Consider the following 23,615-nt stretch of genomic DNA (forward strand, 5'->3'; position numbering starts at 1 on the left):
CGCCTCCCACAGGAAACCAGCTTCTGCTGCTGCTTCGGCCGTTGCCTCTGCGGGTGCAGGGCGCAGCCCTGCCGATACCCCCCATTGAGCATTCCGCGCAGTGCTTTGAGCGCCGCACGCACGCGCAACACGGCACGCTGTGCGCAACGGGCCTGCCCATCACTCACCGAGAAGAACCGCCATGACCCTGCGTCATCTGCCATTGCACGCCGCCCTCCTGCTGGCCCTGTCCTCCCTGCCGCTGGCCGCGCTGGCCGAGGCCACCTCGCCCGCCCCCACCCAGCAGGTGCCGGGCGTGCAACACCAGCGCATCGGTGCGCTGCAGGTCACGGCCCTGTTCGACGGCGTGGTTGCGCTCGGCCGGCAGGAAGTGGTCGACGTGCCGCCAACGCTGGTCAGCCGCCTGCTCGAAGGCCGCTATGTGCCCGAAGACAAGAAGGGCCTGCAGACCGCGATCAACGCCTTCCTGGTGCGCCAGGGCAAGCACCTGACCCTGGTCGATGCCGGCACCGCGCAGTGCTTCGGCCCTGACCAGGGCCAGGTGCTGGGCAACCTGCGTGCGGCCGGCGTAGACCCGGCCGAGATCGATGAGGTGCTGCTGACCCATGCCCATCCCGATCATCTGTGCGGGATCCTCGATGCACAGGGCAAGCCGGCCTATCCGAATGCGACGGTGTGGCTGTCCAAGGCCGATGCCCGCTACTGGCTCGACCCGGCCAGCGAGGCCACGGCACCGCAGGGCGTGCGCTTTGCCTTCGCGCTGGCACGCAACGCGATCGCGCCGTACCAGGCCGCCGGTCGCCTGCACACCTTCCAGCCTGGCGACGCCCTGCCGGGGCACGCGGTGGCGATGGATACCCACGGCCACACGCCGGGGCATGTGTCCTACCGCTTCGACAGCCAGGGCCAGTCACTGCTGGTGTGGGGCGATGTGCTGCATTTCCATGCGGTGCAGTTCGCACACCCGGAAGCGGCATTCGAGGCCGATTCGGATCGCAAGGCGGCTACGGCCAGCCGTCGCAGCCTGTTGCAGGAAGCCACCGCCAAGGGCTGGTGGGTTGCTGGCGCGCACCTGCCCTTCCCCGGCCTGGGGCACGTGCGCAGCGAAGGCAAGGCCTATGCATGGGTACCGGCGGAATATTCGTCACTGAAATGATGTGCCGCCGGGCATGGCCCGGCGCTACCGGATGGCGGTGACGGAAAACATCAGGGTAGCGCCGGGCCATGCCCGGCGAGCGCCTTATTCCAGCCCCAGCCAGCCGCCGATGATGCCGCGGGCTTCATCCACGCCGGTACGGGCCGAGCCGGAGAACACCTGCACACTCACCGTATCGCCGAACGACGAATGCAGTTCCTTGCGTACCTTCTGCAGGGTCTGCATCTGCTGGCTGCGGCTCAGCTTGTCGGCCTTGGTCAGCAGCGCATGCGCCGGCAGGCCACGCTGCACGGCATAGGCCAGCATCTGCCGGTCGTAGTCCTTCAGCGGATGGCGGATGTCCATCACCACCACCAGCCCCTTCAAGGCCTCGCGGGTGCGGAAGTAGCGGTCGATGAAGGCCTGCCAGTGCGCCTGCAGGTCAAGCGGCACCTTGGCGTAGCCGTAACCGGGCAGATCGACCAGATGGGCGTCCGGGGTAACCTGGAAGAACACCAGCTGCTGGGTCCGGCCAGGCGTCTTGGAGACCCGGGCCAGGCTGTTCTGGCGGGTCAGCGCATTGAGCGCGCTGGACTTGCCGGCGTTGGAGCGACCTGCAAAGGCCACTTCAGAACCTTCATCGGGCGGCAGCTGCCCCATGTTGTGGGCAGAGAGGTGGTATTGGGCGCGTTCGATGAGCAATGACATGCGCATAGGATCGCATGTTGCGGCGCCGCGCGCCCGGCCCGGGGCCTTCCAGCGGGAAAATGCTGCACTGCTGCGTTGACCGTGCAAGGAAACGGCGTTGATAATCCGGGCGATGCCGGCCGCCGCCGCCCGGCCGGTCCATACGGAGCTTCAGCATGCGCCACGCTCGCGTTCTTGCCGTATCCGCCCTTGCTACTGCCGTTGTTGCCGCTGCTGCCTTTGCGCAGACCACGCTGACCCCGCTGCCCGACAACGGCCCGATCAAGACCGCCTCGCTCGAGGTGGATTTCAGCAAGACCACCTGGGGCGACGCCAAGGCCGGCCAGACCAAGGCCACCGCGTGTGCCGCCTGCCATGGTGCCGATGGCAATTCCACGGTGGAGATGTATCCCAGCATCGCCGGCCAGAGCGAGCGCTACGTCGCCCAGCAGATGGCCCTGATCGCCAATGGCCAGCGCAGTTCCGGCGCCGCCGTGGCGATGGTGCCCTTCGTGCAGAACCTCACCCCGCAGGACATGCGCGATATCGGCGCGTTCTTCGCCACCCAGAAGGCCAACGCCGGCATCGCCGACGACACGCCGGTGGCCGAGGGCCCGTACAAGGGCATGAAGTTCTACCAGATCGGCCAGCAGCTTTACCGCGGCGGCGACGCCCAGCGCGGGCTGCCGGCCTGCATGGCCTGTCACGGCCCCAGCGGCGCCGGCAACCCCGGCCCGGCCTACCCGCACATCGGCGGCCAGCACGCCAGCTATGTCGCCCGGCGCCTGCAGGAGTACCAGGCCGGGCAGACCAACGAGACCGACAAGGCGCACTTCCAGATCATGGCCACGGTGGCGCAGAAGCTGACCGAGCAGGAGGTGCAGGCCCTTTCCAGCTACCTGCAGGGCCTGCACAACAAGGCCGACGATCTCGCCGCCGAAGGCGCTTCGACGCGACCGGCTGCCGCCCCCTGACCGCCACTGGTCGGCGCCGGTCGCCACGACGGCCCGTCGCTGCGGTATGTTTCCTTCACGCCGGCGGCTGCGCCGGCGTTGTCATTTTCAACGGAGATGCGTGTCGATGAGGTTGATTCCCCGCCTTCTGCTGTCCCTGCTGGTGCTGCTGCCGTTGGCGGCCTGCGCCGCCACCCCCGCCAACGCCCCGCTGGTCGAAGGCAAAGACTACGAGCGCATCGCCCAGCCTGGCCCGTTCCAGCCGCTGGCCGGCAAGATCGAGGTCGTTGAAGTATTCGGCTACACCTGCCCGCACTGCGCCCATTTCGAACCGCAGCTGGCCGCCTGGGCCGCCAAGCTGCCGGCCGACGTGCGCTTCACCCCGGTCCCGGCCGCCTTCGGCGGTGCCTGGGATGCCTGGGCACTGGCCTACTACGCCGCCGACGAAGTGGGCGTGGCCAAGCGCAGCCACGCCGCTGTGTTCAAGGCCCTGCACGATGACGGCACGCTGCCGATGCAGAACGTCTCGGCCGATGAGCTCGCCAGCTTCTACAAGGCCTACGGCGTGACCCCGGAGCGCTACACGCAGGCCCTGCGCGGCGAGGCGGTACAGAAGAAGGTCGATGCCGCCCGTGCCTTCGCCCAGCGCACCCAGGTGCCGGGAACCCCGGCCATCATCATCAACGGCCAGTACCTGGTCCGTGGCAAGAGCTTCGACGACCAGCTGCGCATCGCCTCGGCGCTGATCGCCCAGGCCCGCGCCGCCCGCGGCCGCTGAACCAACACACACCATCGACACGGCGCTGTCGCCGCCGCATGTCATCATTTCCCTCTGGCCGGCGCCTGACGCCGGCCCCACCTTTCCAGATGCTGGAGACGCTTCCATGAAGACCCGTTTCGCCGCCCTCGCCCTCGCAGCGCTGCTGCCGATCCTGGCGGCCTGCAAGGCCGACGATGGCACCACCAACACCTCCGCCCCGGCAGAACCGGCAGCGACCCCGGCCAGCACCGAACCGGCAGCGCCGGCCGCAGGCGCCGAAGCCGCTGCACCGGCTGCCGAAGGTGACAAGACCGCTGCCAGCGCTGCGCCTGCCCCGACCACCGCCGCGCTGACCGGCCCGGCCCCGGTGGAAGGCGCCGACTACCAGCTGATCCCGAACGGCCAGCCGTTCCAGCCGGCCGCCGGCAAGGTCGAAGTGGTCGAGATCTTCGGTTACGTCTGCCCGGCCTGCGCGGCGTTCCAGCCGCTGGTCGGCCCGTGGAAGGCTGGCCTGCCGAGCGATGTGAACTTCGTCTACGTGCCGGCCATGTTCGGCGGCACCTGGGACAACTACGCCCGTGCCTTCTACGCCGCACAGACCCTGGGCGTGCAGGAGAAGACCCACGAAGCGCTGTACTCGGCCATCCACTCGCAGAAGACCCTGAAGGGCGAGCGCGGTGCTGATTCGGTCGATGACATCGCCAAGTTCTATGGTGCCTACGGCGTGGATCCGAAGCAGTTCGCCGCCACCATGGGCAGCTTCGCGGTCAATGCCAAGACCAACTCGGCCAAGCAGTTCGCCCAGCGCAGCCAGATCAGCGGCACCCCGTCGATCATCGTCAACGGCAAGTACCTGGTGAAGGGCAAGAGCTTCCCGGACATGCTGCGCATTGCCGACCACCTGATCGCCCGCGAACGCGGTGCGGCCCAGGCTCACTGATCAAAGAGACGTTTTCCCGGCCGTGACTTCCCCCACAACACGGACCCTGCGCTTGCTGACGGCCAACATCCAGGCCGGCTCGAGCACCCGCCGCTACAGCGACTATGTGACCCGCAGCTGGTCACATGCGCTGCCGGCGGGTCGCAAGCGCAGCAGCCTTGACGCGATTGCCACTTTGGCGCGCGGTCATGACATCGTCGGCCTGCAGGAGGCCGACCCGGGCAGCCTGCGCTCGGGCTTCACCAACCAGACCCATTACCTGGCCCAACGCGCCGGCTTCAATTACTGGAGCCACCAGCCGAACCGGCGCATGGGTGGCGTCGCCTCCAGCGCCAACGGCCTGCTGAGCAAGCTGGAACCGGTGGAAGTGCAGGACCACGCCCTGCCCGGCCGTATCGGCGGGCGCGGCGTGCTGCTGGCCAAGTTCGGCGATGGCCGCGATGGCCTGGCCGTTGCGGTAGCGCATCTGTCCTTGGGCGCCGGTTCGCGGATGGCCCAGCTCGGCTTCATTGCCGAGCTGTTGTCCGACCATCCCAATGCGGTGCTGATGGGCGACTTCAACTGCCTGGCCGAACGTCCGGAAATGCAGGTGCTGTACCAGAAGACCCGGCTGCAGCCGCCCGGCTGCATCGTGCCGACCTTCCCCAGCTGGCGCCCCGACCGCGCCATCGACCACATCCTGGTCAGCAGCGGCCTGCAGACCCGCACCGTGGAAGCGGTGCCCGCTGCGTTCTCCGACCATCTTGCCCTGGCCATGGCAATCGACGTCCCGGCCGACGCCCTGCGCTGACGCGCTGCCGCTACGCTCGCCGGGCATGGCCCGGCGCTACCGACCCTGGTAGGGGCCAACCCTGGTTGGCACGCTGCCCTGGTGGGTGCGGACCGTTGGCAGGCTTCCCTGGTGGGTGCGGACCGTTGGCAGGCTTCCCTGGTGGGTGCGGACCGTTGGTCCGCACGCTCTCCGCCGGGCATGGCCCGGCGCTACCCCGCCTGCGCCACCGGCACCTTCAACCGCCGTGCGGTCATCGTGCTGCCCACCGAGGCCAGTACCGTGCAGCCGATGGCCAGCCACTGCAGGCCATGCAGGTGCTCATGCAGCAGCAGCATCGCCCACAGCGCGGCCACCGCCGGTTCCATGCTGATCAGGATGCCGAAGGTCTCCTTGGGCAGTCGCTTGAGCGCCATCATTTCCAGTGACATCGGGATCGCGCTGGACACCAGCGCCACCACCAGCCCGGCCAGCAGGATCTTCGGCTCCAGCAACGCCGCGCCGGCATGCACCACGCCCACCGGCACCACCACCAGCGACGCGGCCAGCAGCCCCAGCGACACCGAATGCCCGGCGTGCAGGTGGCCGGCGCGCTTGCCGAACACGATGTACAGGCCCCAGCACGCTGCCGCCCCCATGGCGTACAGCACGCCCACCGGGTCCAGTGCCGGGCCGCCACCGATCGGCAGCAGCAACAGCAGCCCGACCGCCGCGCAACCCACCCACAGGAAATCGATCGGCCGCCGCGACGACAGCATCGCCACCGTCAACGGGCCGGTGAATTCGATGGCCACCGCGATGCCGAACGGGATCGTGCGCAAGGCCATGTAGAACAGCAGGTTCATCAGGCCCAGGGTGAGGCCGTAGCGCAGGATGGTGACCGCATCCACGCGGCTGGTCTTCCAGCGCCATGGCCGCCAGAACAGCAGCAGCAACAGCGCCGAAAAGCCCACGCGCAGCGCGCTGGTGCCCTGCGCGCCGATCAACGGAAACAGCTGCTTGGCGTAGGAGGTACCAATGGCCAGTGCGGTGACCGAGCCGAGCACCGCCAGCGCCGGCAACATCGGCGCGATTCGAGACGTCTGCATGCCGCCAGTCTATTGCGTCGGCGGCGAGCACTTGGCTCAATTGACGGCCCGTCCGCGCAACTTCTGCTCACCATGGCCACCACCCCCGTGCTGGACAGCTTCGACCGCGCCATCCTCGCCCTCCTGCAGCAGGACAACACCCTGCCGCAGCGGCAGATCGCCGAAGCCGTGCACCTGTCCACGCCGGCGGTGCAGCGGCGGATCAGGCGCCTGCAGGACAGCGGGGTGATCGCCGCCAACGTGGCGGTGATCGACGCTGCGAAAATCGGCCGGCCATTGACCATCATCGTCGAGGTGCGCGTGGTCAGCGAACAGCGCGGGAAGGTCGCCCCGTTCCGCCGCCGCGTGCAGGACGACCCTGCCGTGCAGCAGTGTTACGCGATCACCGGCGACGGCGATTTCCTGCTGCTGCTCTCGGCGGCATCGATGGAGGAATACGAGGCGATCACCGAGCGCTTGTTCGGCGGTGATGACAACATCGAGCGCTTCCGCACGTCGGTGGTGCTGGGCACGTTGAAGCGCGGGTTCGACGTGCCACTGACATGACGCAGACGCCGTCGAGCCTGTCCTGCTCCTACACTGGTGACGCATGAACACCGCTTCCCCCTCCAACGCCAGACGCCTGCGCCGCTGGTTGCTGCGTGGCGCCTTCCTGCTGATCCTGGTCATCGCGGCGATGGCCTTCTGGAACAGCCCGTGGGCTGCCGCACCGAAGATGCTGTGGACACTCTCGCGCATGCCACCGGCCACGCAACTGCCAGTGCCGGTGGACGGCGTGCGGCCCCGGCAGATCGCCGATACCTTCGGCGCACCGCGCGGGCGCGACCGCACGCACGCGGGTATCGACATCTTCGGCAAGCGCGGCACGCCGGTGCGCAGCGCTACCCCCGGCGTTGTCGCCGACATCCGCGACAGCGGACTCGGTGGCCGCCAGGTCTGGGTGATCGGGCCGGGACGCGAGCGCTATTACTACGCGCACCTGGAAGACTGGGCCGATGGCCTGGGGCGCGGACAGGTAGTGCAACCCGGCGACCTGCTCGGCCATGTCGGCGACAGCGGCAACGCCAAGGGCACGCCGCCCCATCTGCATTGGGGTATCTACGGCGCCGATGGTGCCCGCAACCCGCTGCCGCTGCTGCGCTGAGCTGCCTCGCAGAGTCACACGTTGCCGACCGCTGCCAGGCAGTTCTGCAAGCTCGACTCTTCACCTGCATGCCCCCATCATCAACCACAGTGACAGGGAGAGCACGCCGATGGCCGCACTTGGCCCCACCCCGCTGCTGATCACCATCATGCTGCTGGCCACGGGCTGCAGCACGCTGCAGGCGCCGCGCGAGCCGATATGCGCGCAGATGCTCGCCTTCGCCAACAGCACGCCGGTGGGCGTCAGCCAGTCGATCGAACTGGTTACTGACTGGAACACGTGGAGCAAGGGCTGCACGCACGAGGGCAATCCGGCAAGCAAGCGGTTCTGCGATTGGCTGCTTGCCCATTCCTCCACCGAATTCGCCTCGGCCAACATCCGCAGCGCGATGGCCTGCCTGGACCCCGGCGCCCGCTATGCCGGACCGGTGCGTACCACGCCCGAGTACCTGACCGGCAAGATCCATGTGTCCGACATCCGTGGGCTCGAGCGGAACGTGATGATCTCCATCGAATATGCCGACGGCATCGAGGGCCAATTGCCGCGCCTGAATATCCTTGCTGAACGCCTGGCTCCCGACGAATAGCCCTATCGCGCGGAACGCAGGCACAGCCGCTGGCCCATTTGTAAATGGAAACAATTCCCATTACGCTATTCGCGTTTTCCGGGCAGCCAGGACGGTTCGTCCGTCCTCGCATTGCCCAGCCACCGCCCTGAAACGCAGGGCTTCGCCAGCGGCGTGAGATCCCCACCAGCCGCGGCGCCAGACCATCCGGGAAGCCGGTCGGACGCACGCACGTGCCCGTCCAGGAACCTTGATGAACCGTTCGACCTCCCCCCTGCTGCCGCATCGCCTGTCCGCAGCGGTGCTCTCCGCCCTGTGCCTGGCCGCCGCGCCCGCCGCCTTCGCCGAAACCGCCACCGACCCGACCACCCTCGACAAGGTCGTGGTGAAGGGCGAGCGTGCCGAAGGCTATTCGGTGCGCCGCACCTCGGCCGGCACCCGCTTCGACCTGGCGCCGCGCGAAATCCCGCAGTCGGTCAGCATCATCAGCCACCAGCGCATCGAAGATCAGAAGCTGGACGACATCATCGACGTGCTGGGCAACACCACCGGCGTGACCAGCACGCAGTCGGACAGCGAGCGCACCGAGTTCTACGCGCGCGGCTTCTACATCGACAGCTACCAGTTCGATGGCCTGCCCACGCAGATGGTGCAGAACTGGAGCTACGGCGACTCCGGCCTGGACCTGGCCCTGTATGACCGCGTGGAAGTGGTGCGTGGCGCCACCGGCCTGCTCAGCGGCGCCGGCAATCCTTCCGCCTCGGTGAACCTGATCCGCAAGCACGCCGACAGCGCTGAGTTGACCGGCAGCGTGTCGGTGAACGTCGGCAGCTGGGGCCGCACCCGCACCACCGTGGACGTGGGCAGCGCGCTCAACGCCAGCGGCACCGTGCGCGGCCGTGTGATCGGCAGCTACCTGGACACCGACGGCCAGATGGATCGCTACAACCAGCGCAAGACGCTGGGCTATGCGGTCATCGATGCCGACCTGACGCCGGACACCCAGCTCAGCGTGGGCTACGACTACCAGCAGAAGCGCGCCAACGGCGCTACCTGGGGCGGCTTCCCGATGCTGTATTCCGATGGCTCGCCCACCGGCTACGACGAATCGTTCAACGCCAGCCCGAACTGGACCTACTGGGACACCACCAGCAAGCGCGCGTTTGCCACCCTGCAGCACGCCTTCAGCAACGGCTGGAAGTTCAAGATCGGCGCAACGCATGACCAGACCAGGGCCGACGACAAGCTGTTCTACCCTGCTTACAACGATTGGACCACCGGCGCGTCGAACTTCGACAGGACCACCGGCGCCGGCATTTCGCCCTCCGCAGGCTTCTACAACACCGAGCGCAAGGTCACCGGTGTCGATGGCTACGTTGATGGTCCGTTCCAGTTGTTCGGCCGCGAGCACCAGTTCATGGCCGGGCTGAGCTACAACAAGCGCGACTACGCCAACTACGGCGACTACCAGGTCGGCGGCGCCGGCCAGAGCTGGGACCCGTTCGCCAGCTACCTCAACTGGACCGGCAACATCAGCGAGCCGGACTGGAACCCGCTGGCGCTGGCCAGCGAGGGCACCATCACCCAGAAGGCCGGCTATGCCGCCGCCCGCCTGTCGGTGGCCGATCCGCTGAAGCTGATCATCGGCGCGCGCTACACCGACTGGAAGAGCGAGGGCGAAGGCGCCGATCGCCAGCACAAGGTGACCACGCCGTATGCCGGCCTCGTGTTCGACATCAACAACACCTACTCGGCGTACACCAGCTACACCGAGATCTTCCAGCCGCAGACGTTGAAGGACCGCAACGGCAGCTATCTGGACCCGGTGGATGGCAAAAGCTACGAAGTGGGGGTCAAGGGCGCCTGGTTCGACAACCGCCTGAATGCTTCGCTGGCGGTGTTCCGCATCGAGCAGGACAACGTCGGCCAGATCACTGGCGAACCGGTGCCCGGCAGCCAGAACGAATTCGCCTATCGCGCCGCACGCGGCACGGTGAGCCGTGGCTTCGAGTTCGAGCTCAACGGCGAACTGGCACCGGGCTGGAACGCCACGTTCGGCGCCTCCCGTTACGTGGCCAAGGATGCCAACGATGCCGACATCAACACCAACCTGCCGCAGACCGCGCTGAAGCTGTTCACCAGCTACACCCCGCAGTCGCTGCAGGAACTGACTGTCGGTGGCGGTGCCAACTGGCAGAACCGCATCTACTACCCGGTGCCGGCCTATGGCCGCATCGAGCAGAGCGGCTACGCACTGGTCAGCGCCTTCGTGCGCTACCGCATCTCGCCGGAGTTCAGCGTGCAGGCCAACCTCAACAACCTGCTGGACAAGAAGTACCTCTCGCAGATCAATGGCTACGGTGCGTATGGCGATGGTCGCAACGGCTCGCTGACGTTTACCTGGTCGTTCTGAAGGAAACGTCGCCGGGCATGGCCCGGCGCTACCGCGGCAACAGCAGCGCCGGAATCTCTCCGGCGCTGCTGTACTCACATCAGAACCGCAAATCCGCGCGCAGGTACCAGTAACGGCCACGCGGGATGTCGTAGGTCGAGGCGTCATAGCCGTTCAACGAACACGACAGGCAGATCGGCGGGTCCTTGTCGAACACGTTGTTCAGGCCCGCCGTCAGCTGCAGGCCCTTCATCCAGTCGATCTTGTAGCCCACCTGCATGTCATGGAAGGTGGTGGCCGACAGCGTGTTGGTGCCGGCGGCCTGGTTGCTGCACACCGGGAACGCCACGGCGTCACCGCAGTCTTCGGTCAGTTCGGAAATGTGGCGTACCGTCCAGTTGGCGCTCCAGTTGTCCAGCGTCCAGCCGATGCTGGCGTTGCTGGTCCACTCCGGAATCGAACTGTCAGCCACTTCCACGCCGGGCTTCTGCGGCTGCCGCTGGCCGGCCGCACCGGTGGCCTCATAGCGACCGACGAAGGTGTTCTTCCAGCCCAGCTTGAACTGGCCGATCGAGCTCTGCGGCAGGGTCCAGAACAGGTCCACATCCCAGCCGTCGGTCTTGATCGAACCCAGGTTGGTCAGGCGGTTGTTGAAGCTGCTGACCGCACCGGTGCTGGCACGGGTGATGCCGTCGCAGTAGATCGGGTCCAGGGTATCCACGCACAGGTCCAGCTGGGTCTGCGCGTTGATCGCCTGGATCGCGCCATCGATGTTGTGGCGGTAGAACGTCACTTCCACGTCGAAGCGCTCCGACCACGATGCATCGTTGCCGAACCAGGGGCTCCACACGAAGCCGGCACTGAAGCTGCGCGAGCGCTCCGGCTCCAACTCGCGGTTGCCGCCGGTGGTCACCGAGATCTGCGAGTTGGCTTGCTGGAAGCCAGTCGGCACGCCCAGCGACGCGCAGTTGGCCGCACTGCCACGCGGCGGTGTGCCACCCAGGCCCACCGAGCACGGATCGAACAACTGCAGATCGGCGCGCGCGGCCGAGCCGTACAGCTCGCCGATCGACGGTGCGCGGAAGCCTTCGGCGTAGGTGGTACGCAGCACGAAGTCATCGGTCACCTGCCAGCGCAGGCCGTACTTGGGCGTGAACTCGCCACCGAAGGTCGAGTAATCCGAGTAGCGGCCAGCCAGGCTCAGGTCCAGCTTCTTGCCCAGTGCCGAGTCGGCGAAGATCGGCACGCTCAGCTCCAGGTACGCTTCGTTGACGTCGTAGGAGCCGGACGTCGGCTGCGACGGTACGCCGTTGTAGTGGCCGATCACCGTCAGCGGATCAGGCTGGTACGAACCTTTGTACTTGCGGTGTTCGAGGCCGGTGGCGAAGGACACCGGGCCGGCCGGCAGGGTGAACAGATCGCTGGACAGGTTGGCGGTGAACAGGCTCAGCTCGTTCTGGCTGCGGTCGCGCACCACCGGCTGGATCCAGCGCAGCATGTCCGGGGTGATCGAACCGGCGCCACCGAAGATGTTCAGCGGTACGCAGCCCGGCGTGGCCGCGCACACCGCAGGATCGCCCAGCGCCATGTTGACGTTGTAGATGTTGTAGCTGCCGTAGTTGGTCTGCTCGGCCTTGTTCTTGCTGTACATGCCGTTGACGTCCCAGTACCAGCTGCGGTCAGCGGCCTGGAAGTTGCCGACCAGGCCGGTGGCGAAGTACGTGGTGTCCACCTGCTGTTCGAATACGCGTGCGCCGCCTTCCACCGGACGGCGGCCGATCAGGCTCATGTTGCCCGACGACACCAGGTCGAAGCCGAACGGGTTGTACGGGTTCAGTGCCGAGACCACGATGTTGTCGGCCAGCGGATTGCCGGTGGCACCATCAGGGCCGAAGAACAGCGGCTCCGGGCCAGCCTGGTTGGTCGACTCGCGGCGGTTGCCCAGCGCCTTGACGTACCACTGCACGTTGTCGGTGATGTCGAACCGGAACTGGCCAAACAGGCCCTTACGCTCCGAAGGTGTCAGCACCATGTTGTATTCGGCGAAGTTGAAGCGGTCGGCGCTGGTGAAGCAATGGTAGTCGTCGGTGCGGTTGCAGCCGGCGCTGCCGTCGTAACGCGGGCTGCTCACGCCGGTGTTGGGCACGATGTCCTGTTCGGCACCGGTGTTGGGATCGACGAAGGCAAAGCGCCCCTGCGGAATGCCGCCGCTGCCGAAGGCCAGGCCGGTGCCGGGAATCGGGAAGCGCGACTGCTCACGGTCCTTCGCATACACCGGGTCCTGCTTGGTCCAGCTTGCCCCCAGGAACAGGCTGTAACGGTCGCCGCTCTTGCCCCAGGCCAGGTCCACGCCCTTCTGCGTGCCATCGCCCTTGCCGTACTGGCCGTAGTTCAACGTCACCTGGCCGCCATCGAAATCGCGGCGGGTGATGATGTTGACCACACCTGCGATGGCATCGGAGCCGTACAGCGACGATGCGCCGTCTTCCAGTACTTCGATGCGCTCAACGATCGCCAGCGGGATGGTGTTGAGATCGGTGGCCGAGCCCACGCCGGAGGCCGAGGATTCATTGACCCAGCGGATGCCATCGACCAGCACCAGTACGCGCTTGGCTCCGAGATGGCGAAGGTCCACCTGCGCCGAACCCGCGCCGACGCCACTACCGTCGGGTGGGAAACCGAAGTTGCCCGACGAATTGAATTTGGCATTGAGCGCCGAGCCCGAGCCGGTGAGCTGTTGCAGCACTTCACCGATCGAGGTCAGGCCGGTGCGTTCGATGTCGGCGCGGTTGAGCGTCTGGACCGGCACCTGGCCTTCCACTTCAGCGCGCTTGATGCGGGTACCTGTGACTTCGACGCGATCCAGGTCGGTGGTGGCCGATTGGGCAGCAGCCCCCAACGGGGCCAGTGCGGTCACGCACAGCGCGACGGCAACCGCCAAGGGGCGGTGATGCAGGTAATTCATTCGCTCTCTCTCCAAAGGAATGTCGGGACATGGACTGCCGCGCTCCCCCCTGCATGGCGGCAGCGTCTCCTTTGTAAACAAGCGGTAAACATCGCGGCGTGATGCCCGACACTCTTTCACGCGAATTTGACGATTCTGAGAGCAGATAACGTCAATTGCCTACGCATTCACCGAAATGCGCGTACGACAACATCGCCGTAGCGCTGGGTCATTCTCCCGCCGGGGTCACGGTAGCGCCGGGCCATGCCCGGCGAACTGTCGAACACGCCTCTGCCAAGCCCGGTGCGCATCGCAGGCCTGCCGCCGGGCATGACCCGGCGTTACCGGTGCACGTGCGGCCTTCCCTTGGGAAGGCCGCACCGGTGCTCCGCTCACTGCACGAACGCGATGCGTTGCATGCCGGTGGCTTCGGCGGCGGCCAGGATCTTGGCCATGCCGTCGTACTCGGCCGACGGATCGGTGCTGATGCGCAGCTCCGGCAGGTTGCCGGCATGCTCGCTGGCCTGCGCCTGCAGGCGCGACTGCAGATCACCGATGGCCATCGGCTGCCCGTCCCAGCTCAACTGGCTGGACGCATCCAGGCGCAGTTCGATCGGCGGCGGCGGCTCGGGGCGATCCACCACGCGATCGGTGGCCTGCGGCAACTGCACGTTGATCGGCCGCGACAACATCGGCGCGGTCACGATGAAGATGATCAACAACACCAGCATTACATCCACCAGGGGCGTGACGTTGATGTCCGCCAGCGGGCCGCTTCTTCCTGCGCTACTGAATGCCATGTGCCGCTCCCTGCAGCAGGGCCGGTCGCCCCAGCCCAAACCTACGCCGGACAACCGCCTTCGCGGCAGTGTGGATCCCACCATCATTCAGCTGTCGTTGCCGTCTTCGGCCGTGTACACAATGCGAAACTGAATTCAGCCACTGCCCGCTATGCTGGTCGCCATGACCCGACGATCTTCGACCGCCCTGTCCCTGCTCCCGCTGGCCACCACGCTGCTGATCGGCTGCGCGAGTGCCCAGTCCCTCGATGCCCAGAACGCCCAGCTGAAGGCCGCCATCGCCGCCGCCGAACGTGGCCAGTTCGATCCCGGCCAGGCCGCCGCGCTCAGCCGCCATCCCGCGTATGGCTGGCTGGAGTTCGCCAACCTGCGGCGCAACATCGACACCGTCGATACGGCGCAGGCACAGGCCTTCCTCAAGCGCTACCAGGGCCAGGCCGTGGCCAACAGCTTCCGCAGCGCCTGGCTGCCCTCTGTAGCGCGCCGCCAGGACTGGCCGACGCTGCTGGCCAACTGGGCTCCCACCGACAACCTCGGCCTGCGCTGTGCGCAGCTGACAGCGCGCCAGGCCACCGGCAAGCTGGACCCGCAGTGGATCGGTGAAGCCCAGGATCTGTGGCGCAAGAACGGCAAGTCGTTGCCCGACGCCTGCGACGCCGTGTTCGCCGTGCTGCAGGCGCAGGGTGGCATGAGCGATGCGCTGCGCTGGGAACGCATTGATGCCGCTGCCGATGCACAGCAGCCGGCGGTGATGCGTTCGGCCGCGCGCGGCCTGCCGGCCAGCGATCTGGCCCTGGCCAACACCTACGCCGCCTTCGTCGACAAGCCCAATGCCAGCGCCCTGAACTGGCCGCGCAACGAGCGCAGCCGGCGCATCGCCACCGACGGCCTGGCCAAGCTGGCCAAGGCCGACCCGGATGCTACCGAACAGCAGCTGCCGCAGTACGCGCAGGCGCTGGGCCTGAGCGCCGAACAGCAGGGCCAGGTGCGTTACCAGATCGCCCTGTGGACGGTGGCGTCGTACCTGCCCGACTCTGCCCGCCGCTTGAATGCCGTGCCCGATGCGGCCTACGACGAACGCCTGCACGAATGGCGCGCGCGCGAAGCGATGTCGCGCGGCGATTGGCCGGCGACGCTGGCAGCGATCCGCAAGATGGGCCCGACCCAGCGCAACGATTCGCGCTGGCGCTATTTCGAAGGCCGCATGCTGGAAAAAACCGGCCAGGCACAGCAGGCGCAGCCGTTGTTCCGCGAAGCCGCGCGCGCACCGACCTTCCATGGCTTCCTCGCTGCGGACAAGCTGCAGCAGCCCTACACGCTGTGCCCGTGGAAGCCCAACGACAGCGCGCAGGCGCAGGCCGCGGTGGCCCGCGATCCGGCCATCCAGCGAGCGATGGCGCTGTACCAGATCGACCGCGCCGGCTGGGCGGTGGCCGAATGGAACAATGCGCTGTCGCGCTTCGATGACACCCAGCGTCGCCTCGCCGTGCGCGTGGCGCAGGACAACGGTTGGTTCGACCGCGCGGTGTTCGCGCTCGGCAAGCAACCGCAGGAGCAACGCCTGTACGACCTGCGCTTCCCGCTGCACCACGACGCCACGATCCGCCGTGAATCGGCACGCAATGCCATCGACCCGGCCTGGGTGGCCGCCGAGATCCGCGCCGAGAGCACCTTCACCCCGCGCGCGCGTTCGCCTGCCAACGCCATGGGCCTGATGCAGGTACTGCCGGCGACCGGCGCCGGCGTGGCCAGGTCCATCGGCCTGACCGGCTACGGCGGCGCTGACAGCCTGTACGACCCGGATACCAACATCGCCATCGGCACCGCGTACCTGCGGCAGTTGATGAACAAGTACGACGGCCTGCCCTACGTGACCATCGCCGCCTACAACGCGGGCCCGACGCCGACCGCACGCTGGCAGACCCAGCGCCCGGGCTTCGATCCGGACCTGTGGATCGAGACCATCAGCTACAAGGAAACGCGCGAGTATGTCGCCCGCGTGCTGGCCTTCAGCGTGATCTACGACTGGCGACTCAATGGCGACGCATTGCCGCTGAGCGACCGCCTGATGGGCCGCCTGGTGGACAAGCGCAAGGCCTTCACCTGCGCCGCCAACGCCGACCAGGGCGGCGATTGATCACGTGGTATCGGTAGCGCCGGGCCATGCCCGGCGAACGCCATGTGTTCGGCCGGGCACGGCCCGGCGCTACCGTGCCATCATCCCCCCATGAAGATCTATCTTGTCGGCGGCGCCGTGCGCGACCGCCTGTTGCAGCGGCCTGCCGGCGACCGTGACTGGGTCGTCGTCGGCGCCACGCCCGCGCAGATGGAAGCGCAGGGCTTCACCGCCGTGGGCCGTGATTTTCCCGTCTTCCTGCACCCGAAGACCGGCGAGGAATACGCGCTGGCCCGCACCGAACGCAAATCCGGCCGTGGCTACCGCGGCTTCGTGGTCGATGCCGATCCGGCGGTGACGCTGGAAGAAGACCTGCAGCGCCGCGACTTCACCATCAACGCCATCGCCTGCGATGAAGACAGCGGCGCGCTGGTCGATCCCTATGGCGGCGCGCGCGACATCGAGCAACGCGTGCTGCGCCACGTCGGTCCCGCATTCGTTGAAGACCCGCTACGCGTGCTGCGTGCGGCGCGCTTCATGGCCCGCTTCGCCTCGCTCGGCTTCACCGTCGCGCCGGAAACCATGGCGCTGATGCGCGAGGTAGCCGTCAGTGGCGAACTCGACGCGCTGGTGCCGGAACGTGTGTGGCAGGAACTGCGCAAGGCATTGGTGTGCGAGCGCCCATCGGCGTTCCTGCGCACCCTGCACGACGCGCACGCGCTTGGCCCGATACTGCCAGAGCTGGAAGCGCTGTACGGCGTGCCGCAGCGCGCGGAATTCCATCCGGAAGTCGACACCGGCATCCACCAGGAAATGGTCAGCGACATGGCGGCGACGCTGGCGCCCGGTGATGACCTGGTCGGCTTCGCCGCACTGACCCACGACCTCGGCAAGGGCCTGACCCCGGCCGAGGAATGGCCGCGCCACATCATGCACGAGCAGCGCGGCATCAAACCGCTGAAAGCACTGTGCGCGCGCCTGAAGATTCCGACCGAGCACCAGCAGTTGGCCGAGGCCGTCTGCCGCGAGCATCTGAACGTACATCGCATCGACGAACTGCGCGATGCCACCGTGCTGGAACTGCTGGGCCGCTGCGATGCGTTGCGCCGGCCGGAGCGGGTGGCACGCATCGCGCTGTGCTGCGAGGCCGACAAGCGCGGCCGGCTCGGTTTCGAGGACAGCGACTACCCACAGGGCGAGACGCTGAAGCGCCTGCACCGGGCGGCGCTGTCAGTGCAGGCGCGTGACCTGGACACCACACACCTGAAAGGCCCGGCCATTGGTGAGGCGCTGGCCAAGGCGCGGGTGAAGGCGATCGCCGCCGCCCGCTGATGCTTATCCGGCACTTTTACCGGTAGTGCCGGCCGCTGGCCGGCAACCACAGCGCTATCAGTGCGCCATCCCACGGGTGATCGCCGCAGCACGTTCCTTCAGCTGCGCCACCGCGTCGGGGATCATCTCCATGCCCACGTCCAGGCCGGGGTTCAGCACCAGGCCGACGCCCTCGCCGATGCCCGACAGCAGTGCATGCACCGCGATGGGCATGGCGTGGGCAAACTGCGGCAGCTGCTCGTGCCAGATCTCCGCGCGCTCGGGCGCGGTGAACACCGCAAACATCGGCTCGCCGCTTTCGCTGGTCAGCACCAGCGGCGAAATGCTCTCGTCCCAGGCGCCGTCTTCACCGATGGCCTTGTCCAGCAGCACGAACACCGGCGCGGTCAGCAGGCCGTCGAGGAACTGCGAGGCCGTGAGGGTTCCGTCCTGGGCCTGCAACAGGCGCACTTCCAGGTCGTTGGCGGGTTCGAAAGGCGTTTCGTGGTCCATGGTGGGGTCCGACTGCGTGGCTACTGGCTGCAACTTTAGCAGCCCGCGTCTTCAAGCGACGTGTCCATGCCGCCACATCCACCCCGCCACCGCCAGCCCGGCCACCACCATCAGCATCACCGGCAGGCCGAAGCGGTGCCGGAATGGGATCGGCACCCCGCCCAGCTGCTGGTCCATGCTTTCGGTATCCAGCACCCAGCCGTGCTCGCAGCCGGTGCAGGCCAGCTCGTAGCGGCGCTGGTAGACGAAGCCGAACAGCAGGTCGATGCGCGCCATCCTGTAGCGCAGCTGCGGGGCGAATTCGGTTTCGGTCTGGCAGCGCAGGCAGTGGTGTGCTTTGGTGGGGCCGACAATCAGCACCCGTTCGTGTTGGCCGATCAGCAGCAAGGTTCAGCCCTCCTTGCAGGCGGGCTGGGCCAACAGCCAGGCTTCGGCCGCCGCCACCGTGGCGTCATCGCCAGCGGTGGCCTGGTCCGGCGCGATCTTCCGCCCGTCGCCATTTCCATTGCGATCGCGCATGACGCTGGTGGTCAGCACCAACGCGCTGCCGTCCACCAGCCGGCGCACCACGTTGGCCGTCGATACACCCGCCGTGGGCTGTCCGAAACTGCGGGTCTGCGCCCGGCCACGGAACGCCAGTACGGTCGCTTCGCCGGAACTGGCGGTGCGCGGGCCGGTCAACACCGCCACCGGCGCGCCAACCTGGCGGGGCAGATAGCCGGGCTGGCCGAAATCCAGGCGCGTCGCCTCGCCCATGCGCACGCCACTGGCAGTGGTCTGCCAGCGTACCGGACCGTCGGCGGTCTCGAATGAGCCCACGTCCTCGATAGCCATCGCCGAGGTGCGCAGCAGCGGCGCAACGCCAAGCAGCATCGGCCACATGTTGCCGCCGGTGTTGTCGCGCAGGTCGACGATCCAGCCACAGCGAGGCGTGCTGTCCTTTGCACGGATGATGTTCTGCCAACGCACCGCACGCTGGATGTTCTGTTGCTGCAGCTGCTGCGGCGGCGCACCGGGATCTGCCGCATAGTCCTCGATCAGCACCTGGCCGATACGCGGGTCACGTGCGCGGGTGGTGTCGCTTTCGCTGCGGGCAGCGGCAGTGGCGTTTTCGCGGGCGAAACGCTCCACGCGTTGCTGCTGTCGTTGCGGGGTCATCCAGCTGCCGTGACCGCCTGAACTGCGACCGATGGCCTCGGCCAGGACGGTCCGGACCTTGGCCGGATCGCCCTGCACATCCTTCAGCCGCGTGCGCGTGGCAGGCCAATCGACCCTGCCTCGGTACAGCGCCTCGCGTTCAAGCATGTCCAGCAGCTGTGCCTGTGCGGAGGGTGATGGAATCTCGATGGCGTCGGCCGCAGTGGCAGCGGTCGTTGCCAGCAGCGCGGCGATGAGAAGGGCGCGTCCCGGCAATCCTTTGCTGTTCCGCATCGACATCTCCCTGTCGTTGAATGAAGGCGAAGCATAGCGCCTTGGCCGCCGCGCGGCGTGTCGCATAAGGCACGTCAGGATCAGACTGCGATTTACAACTTTGCCCATGTCGGCACGCTGGCAAACGCGCGAAGGTCGCTGTGCCGGCGCCGCCTGCGCTGGCCGGGATTGGCGTCCTGAATCAATGAGCAAAGATGACCGATTGCCTCGATGCAGGCACTCGCGACAATGCACCACCTGCCGGTCCATGGCGGGCGGTGCGTGGGGACCCTTGGGTCCGTCGGCTTCTTCTTTGCTCTTGACCGGCACGCCAACCCGCACCGCCCGCCACCTTGCATCCCGCAGATGGCCCAGCCCTGTGAGGTTGTTGCCATGACCACGCTCTACCCCACCTATCCGCGCCTGCACGCATTGCTGGGTGATGCCCTGCCCGACCTGCAGCTGCCCAACGCCACCGCCGAAGCACTGGAAGACGCGCTGGCCGAAGCCGATGAAGCTGCCCCCACGCCCGCCTTCTTCAAGCGGCTGCGCGACGTCACGCGCTGCCACGCCGCTGACGGCGAGCCGTGGACGGAACTGCGCATCACGCCGGCGCGGGCGCGCGATCTGGCCTGCACCACGCGTTGCCTGCTGGCGTTGTCGGCGCTGGGGGGGTGCTGCTGGCGACGCAGGCGGCGCGTGAACTGGACGACGCGGATGCGCAGTGCCCGCCGCTGACGGAGGAAGGGCTGTTGCACGCGGTGCAGCTGCTGGCCGATCACGCGGGCGCGTTGCTGGGGCGTTCGCCGTTGTAATGCAGCGGCGTTGGGATTGTTTGACTGGTGGAAAGGCATGTCGACCGAGGTCGACACCCACCAAAGCGGCGATCGTCACCAGTCCGCGCGCAGGCCGATGTTGCCTTCGATGATGCGACGCTTGCCGTTGTCGCTGCCACCCACCTCGCGGGTGTAGTCGGCCACGGCATACGCGCTGATCGTGCGGTTGAAGCGCCCGACCACGCCGACACCGGCCTCCACAGCACGCGAGCGCTGCGAATTGATGATCGCGTCGCTGTCGAACAGGATGCGGTCCTCGCCCGAACGGCCATGCCAGTAGTTCAACTTGAAGTACGGCTGCCAGCCGTTGTCGGCCAACTGGTAATCGCCCGCCAGGCGCAGGCCGACGCGGCCGGTCCAGGCGTTGTCGTTGTGGAAGGAAACGGTGGACACCAGATCACGCTGGTCATCCAGTGAACTGCGCTGCCAGATCACCTGCAGCTGCGGTTCCAGCCACCACGATGACTGCCCGAACTGCAGCAGTGGCTTGCCCGTTTCCAGCGACAGCGTGGTGCCATCGCCCTTGAGGTCGATGCCCAGCCCGCGCGAGGAGCGCGTGCGGCCGTCGTAGCGGCTCTGCATCGCCACCGCGTCGATGTAGCCGCCGCTGCTGTCGGTCAACGTCCAGTACAGGCCCACGTGCTTGTCGTCCAACCGGCTCTGGCCGACCAACACGTTGTCCCAGCCCACCGCCAGGCCGGTGATCCTGCCATCGGCGCGGGTACGGCCGACGAACACGCCGATCTGGTTGCGGTGGCTGTCACCGCTGGCAGCCCACACATCCAGGCCTGCCTGCACACCCATCACATCACCATCGAAGCCGGGCCGTGCATCGCCTTTCCAGTGGATCTCGCTGCTCTGCCCGACCAGCCTTCCCCACGCCGTGCGGAAGGCGCCCTGGTTGTACAGCAGGCGCTGTTCGCCCTGGCGCTCATGGAAGGTCCCCAGGCTGGCCAGCGAGGTCTCGCGCAGCAGCGGTGGCACCACGGCGTAGGCCGCGGTCTCCAGGCGGTACAGCGGCACCAGGCCGTTCTCGTTCGGCGCGGCGGGCCTTGCCCCCGCACTGGGCGGCGGCGAACCGGTACCGGGCAGGCTGCCACCGGCCACCGGCACGTCCGGTACGGGTGGATCACTGGGCGGCGCTACGGGCGCAGGTTCCGGCGGCGGTGGCGGCGGTGCGGTCTCGCCTGCGGTCAGGTCCGGATCGGTGGCACCCCCGCCGCCGCCGTTCGGCGCGGGCGTCGGCCCGGCCGCCAATGTCGAACGCAGGTACCAGTTCTCGCCGGTGCCGGCGCTGACGCCGCCCTTGAACAGGAAATACTCGTAGGCACCGGCCGAGACCGGTGCGAACAACGAGAACGCGCCTGGCGCGGTGGTTGCGCCGTTCAGCGCCTGCACCACCAGGATACCGTCGACCAGCGTGGCCGCTCCTCCGCCACCGGTATTGATGATGCCAAGGCCGGTGCTGCCGGTGGCGGTGCCGCCATCAAAGACCAGGCGGTCGCTGGCTGAGTCGTCTGCACCCAGCACGGTCTGCAGGTACACGCCACCACCGTCGCCGCGGTAGTTGCCACGGATGGTGAAAGCATCGCCGGCGCCGCTGTTGTTGGTCAGATCAATGCGTCCGGCGTTGACCATGTTCACCAGCGCAGCTGCCGCGAACGGACGGATCGCATGGTTGCCGCCACCGCCGAACAGCGTGCTGGTCTCGTCCACGTTCAAGCTGCCGGTGCCGGTGGCACTGTCGCCCAGCACCAGGTCGCCATCGAAGGTGAGCTCGGTGCTGCTGGCCAGGCTGATCGCTTCCCAGTTCTGGAAGCGTCCGACGCCAGCGGTCTTGACGTTGTTGAAGCTGAGGCGATCGCTGCCGGTGCCACCATCGAACAGCGGTACAGCGCCGAGGTTGGCCTGGTTGAGATTGCCCAGGGTCGCGACGTCATCGTCGGGGCCCATGTCGATGGCGCCGTAGACAATGCCGCCGCCATTCCAGTTGAAGGTGTCGTTGCCGGTGCTCAGCAGCACCTGGCCACGCACCGTGCCACCGGTGATGGTGACGCTGTCGGCGCCGCCACTGACGCTGATGTTGCCGCCGATGTAGGCGTCGTTGGAGATGATGATGGTGTCGGTGTCGAAGCCGGTGACCACGTTGCCGTCGACGGTGCCGCCGGACATGTCCCACAGGTTCTTGTCCAGTTTCATGTTGACGCGGCCGATGCGGCCGCCGGTCATCCACGCCTGGTCGCCATCTTCGAACGCGCCAACGATGCGGCCACCGCTCATGCGGAAGGTGTCGATGTTGTCGCCCTGCTGCAGGGCGCCGATGGTGCCGCCGGTCATGACGAAATCATCGCGGCCACTGCCCTGCGTCACCAGCCCGGTGATGGTGCCGGCGTTGACGGTCAGCTGGTCATCGCCATTGCCCTGGTCGAGGCTGTCGATGGTGCCGCCGCTGAGCAGCAGGACGTCGTTGCCATCGCCCTGCTGCACGCCGCCGCTGATGCTGCCGCCCAGCATCTGCAGACGATCGTTGCCGGCACCGGACTGCACGCCGCTGCTGCCACTGATGGTGCCGCGGTTGACCAGCTCGCTGTCGCCGGCACCGCTGAACTGCAGTGCGATACCGCTGCCGGAACTGATGCTGCCGGTGTTGTCGACGCGGCTGCCGCCGCCAAGCTGTACCGCGGTACCGCTCGCCGAGCTGATGGCACCGAGATTGGTGAGCACGTGCCCGCCAGCGCCGAGCAGGGAGACGGCGCTGCCCGCGCCGGCCTGCTGCAGCTGCGCGCCATTGCCAACATTCACGGTGATGCCTGCCGCGCCACTGGCGCTGATGGCTGCTGTCTCGGGATTGGGGGCGGTGCTGCTGCAGGTGACGGTCTGCCCGGCCACGGGAGCCGTTGCATCGCACCCTGCCCAGGCGGCAGGGGCGGACAGGGCGAGCAGCGAGGGCATCGCCAGGATCTGCAGCAGGGAAACGGTCAAGCGGCGCTGGCGGAACCCGCGCGGGACGACATGGGACATACAGCACTCCTGGGTCGGGGGATCAGGAACTGCGGATGCTCTGTACGACACTGCTGATGCAGTCTGCCCTGCCATGAATGGTTTCGACAGGTGAACTTATCGGCAGTCGGTCACGCTTTCGTTGTGAAACCGGGTAGTAGTCACGCCGCCCGCATGTCGATGAACCGATTCATTTCCCATCGCCCGGGATGGAACATCCACGCATGGCGTGGATCTACAGCAGGCATGCCA

Annotated in this window: 20 protein-coding genes; 12 read left to right on the forward strand and 8 right to left on the reverse strand. The window is 67.3% G+C overall.

The features are described from left to right. Positions 1-181: 181 nt before the first annotated feature. Positions 182-1,156 (forward strand): MBL fold metallo-hydrolase, encoded by a 975-nt coding sequence (locus tag ACUXVE_RS07030; protein ID WP_445514089.1) that lies wholly within the window; start codon positions 182-184, stop codon positions 1,154-1,156. Positions 1,157-1,240: 84 nt separating this feature from the next. Here ACUXVE_RS07030 and yihA read toward each other — a convergent pair whose 3' ends face one another. Next, entirely contained in the window at positions 1,241-1,843 is a 603-nt protein-coding gene (yihA, locus tag ACUXVE_RS07035) for a ribosome biogenesis GTP-binding protein YihA/YsxC (protein WP_025878662.1), read from the reverse strand. Between the two features lie 155 nt (positions 1,844-1,998). Here yihA and ACUXVE_RS07040 point away from each other — a divergent pair, with 155 nt between their 5' ends. From ACUXVE_RS07040 to ACUXVE_RS07055, 4 genes are all read left to right on the forward strand, one after another. After that, entirely contained in the window at positions 1,999-2,796 is a 798-nt protein-coding gene (locus ACUXVE_RS07040; RefSeq protein ID WP_025878663.1) for a c-type cytochrome, read from the forward strand. 106 nt (positions 2,797-2,902) lie between these two features. Continuing rightward, positions 2,903-3,553: a thiol:disulfide interchange protein DsbA/DsbL gene (locus tag ACUXVE_RS07045; protein WP_093818001.1), complete on the forward strand. Its 651-nt coding sequence runs from the start codon at positions 2,903-2,905 to the stop codon at positions 3,551-3,553. Between the two features lie 106 nt (positions 3,554-3,659). Beyond that, the gene (locus tag ACUXVE_RS07050; protein ID WP_222388380.1) at positions 3,660-4,475 is read left to right on the forward strand and encodes a thiol:disulfide interchange protein DsbA/DsbL; all 816 of its coding nucleotides are present in this window, start codon (positions 3,660-3,662) and stop codon (positions 4,473-4,475) included. 52 nt (positions 4,476-4,527) lie between these two features. Beyond that, the gene (locus tag ACUXVE_RS07055) at positions 4,528-5,265 is read left to right on the forward strand and encodes an endonuclease/exonuclease/phosphatase family protein (protein ID WP_025878666.1); all 738 of its coding nucleotides are present in this window, start codon (positions 4,528-4,530) and stop codon (positions 5,263-5,265) included. A gap of 191 nt (positions 5,266-5,456) precedes the next feature. Here ACUXVE_RS07055 and ACUXVE_RS07060 read toward each other — a convergent pair whose 3' ends face one another. Next, positions 5,457-6,332, reverse strand: a complete 876-nt coding sequence (locus ACUXVE_RS07060) for an EamA family transporter (RefSeq protein ID WP_025878667.1) — start codon at positions 6,330-6,332, stop codon at positions 5,457-5,459. Positions 6,333-6,404: 72 nt separating this feature from the next. Between ACUXVE_RS07060 and ACUXVE_RS07065 the strand changes: the two genes are divergently transcribed. The 4 genes from ACUXVE_RS07065 (at position 6,405) to fhuE (ending at position 10,454) form a co-directional block, all read left to right on the forward strand. Continuing rightward, positions 6,405-6,878 carry an Lrp/AsnC family transcriptional regulator gene (locus tag ACUXVE_RS07065; RefSeq protein WP_093818005.1) on the forward strand — a complete coding sequence of 158 codons (474 nt, stop codon included), beginning with the start codon at positions 6,405-6,407 and terminating at the stop codon, positions 6,876-6,878. A 43-nt stretch (positions 6,879-6,921) separates the two neighbouring features. After that, on the forward strand, positions 6,922-7,476 hold the full coding sequence (locus tag ACUXVE_RS07070; protein WP_445514090.1) for a M23 family metallopeptidase: 555 nt from the start codon (positions 6,922-6,924) through the stop codon (positions 7,474-7,476). A gap of 109 nt (positions 7,477-7,585) precedes the next feature. After that, the gene (locus ACUXVE_RS07075; protein ID WP_223496551.1) at positions 7,586-8,062 is read left to right on the forward strand and encodes a hypothetical protein; all 477 of its coding nucleotides are present in this window, start codon (positions 7,586-7,588) and stop codon (positions 8,060-8,062) included. Positions 8,063-8,294: 232 nt separating this feature from the next. Next, positions 8,295-10,454, forward strand: a complete 2,160-nt coding sequence (fhuE, locus tag ACUXVE_RS07080; protein WP_445514091.1) for a ferric-rhodotorulic acid/ferric-coprogen receptor FhuE — start codon at positions 8,295-8,297, stop codon at positions 10,452-10,454. A 79-nt stretch (positions 10,455-10,533) separates the two neighbouring features. On the opposite strand, the gene ACUXVE_RS07085 is transcribed toward fhuE, so the two are convergent. Next, positions 10,534-13,398 carry a TonB-dependent receptor plug domain-containing protein gene (locus tag ACUXVE_RS07085; RefSeq protein WP_445514092.1) on the reverse strand — a complete coding sequence of 955 codons (2,865 nt, stop codon included), beginning with the start codon at positions 13,396-13,398 and terminating at the stop codon, positions 10,534-10,536. A 371-nt stretch (positions 13,399-13,769) separates the two neighbouring features. Then, positions 13,770-14,177 carry an ExbD/TolR family protein gene (locus ACUXVE_RS07090; RefSeq protein ID WP_025878672.1) on the reverse strand — a complete coding sequence of 136 codons (408 nt, stop codon included), beginning with the start codon at positions 14,175-14,177 and terminating at the stop codon, positions 13,770-13,772. Between the two features lie 151 nt (positions 14,178-14,328). Here ACUXVE_RS07090 and ACUXVE_RS07095 point away from each other — a divergent pair, with 151 nt between their 5' ends. Next, a complete protein-coding gene (locus ACUXVE_RS07095; RefSeq protein ID WP_032975397.1) occupies positions 14,329-16,314 on the forward strand; it encodes a transglycosylase SLT domain-containing protein in 1,986 nt (661 codons plus the stop codon). Between the two features lie 90 nt (positions 16,315-16,404). Then, on the forward strand, positions 16,405-17,625 hold the full coding sequence (locus ACUXVE_RS07100; RefSeq protein ID WP_445514093.1) for a multifunctional CCA addition/repair protein: 1,221 nt from the start codon (positions 16,405-16,407) through the stop codon (positions 17,623-17,625). Between the two features lie 57 nt (positions 17,626-17,682). Here ACUXVE_RS07100 and ACUXVE_RS07105 read toward each other — a convergent pair whose 3' ends face one another. Genes ACUXVE_RS07105 through ACUXVE_RS07115 form a run of 3 tightly spaced genes read right to left on the reverse strand, consistent with a single transcriptional unit; the run spans position 17,683 to position 19,548 of the window. Beyond that, on the reverse strand, positions 17,683-18,117 hold the full coding sequence (locus ACUXVE_RS07105; protein ID WP_059065110.1) for an SseB family protein: 435 nt from the start codon (positions 18,115-18,117) through the stop codon (positions 17,683-17,685). A 51-nt stretch (positions 18,118-18,168) separates the two neighbouring features. Next, positions 18,169-18,504, reverse strand: a complete 336-nt coding sequence (locus tag ACUXVE_RS07110) for a hypothetical protein (protein ID WP_445514094.1) — start codon at positions 18,502-18,504, stop codon at positions 18,169-18,171. Between the two features lie 3 nt (positions 18,505-18,507). Beyond that, positions 18,508-19,548, reverse strand: coding sequence for a S41 family peptidase (locus ACUXVE_RS07115; RefSeq protein ID WP_445514095.1), 1,041 nt, complete (start codon positions 19,546-19,548; stop codon positions 18,508-18,510). 372 nt (positions 19,549-19,920) lie between these two features. Between ACUXVE_RS07115 and ACUXVE_RS07120 the strand changes: the two genes are divergently transcribed. After that, entirely contained in the window at positions 19,921-20,265 is a 345-nt protein-coding gene (locus ACUXVE_RS07120; RefSeq protein ID WP_445514096.1) for a hypothetical protein, read from the forward strand. 152 nt (positions 20,266-20,417) lie between these two features. On the opposite strand, the gene ACUXVE_RS07125 is transcribed toward ACUXVE_RS07120, so the two are convergent. Further along, the gene (locus tag ACUXVE_RS07125) at positions 20,418-23,384 is read right to left on the reverse strand and encodes an autotransporter family protein (RefSeq protein WP_445514097.1); all 2,967 of its coding nucleotides are present in this window, start codon (positions 23,382-23,384) and stop codon (positions 20,418-20,420) included. Positions 23,385-23,615 lie beyond the last annotated feature (231 nt).

The organism is Stenotrophomonas sp. 3(2025) (assembly GCF_052665395.1).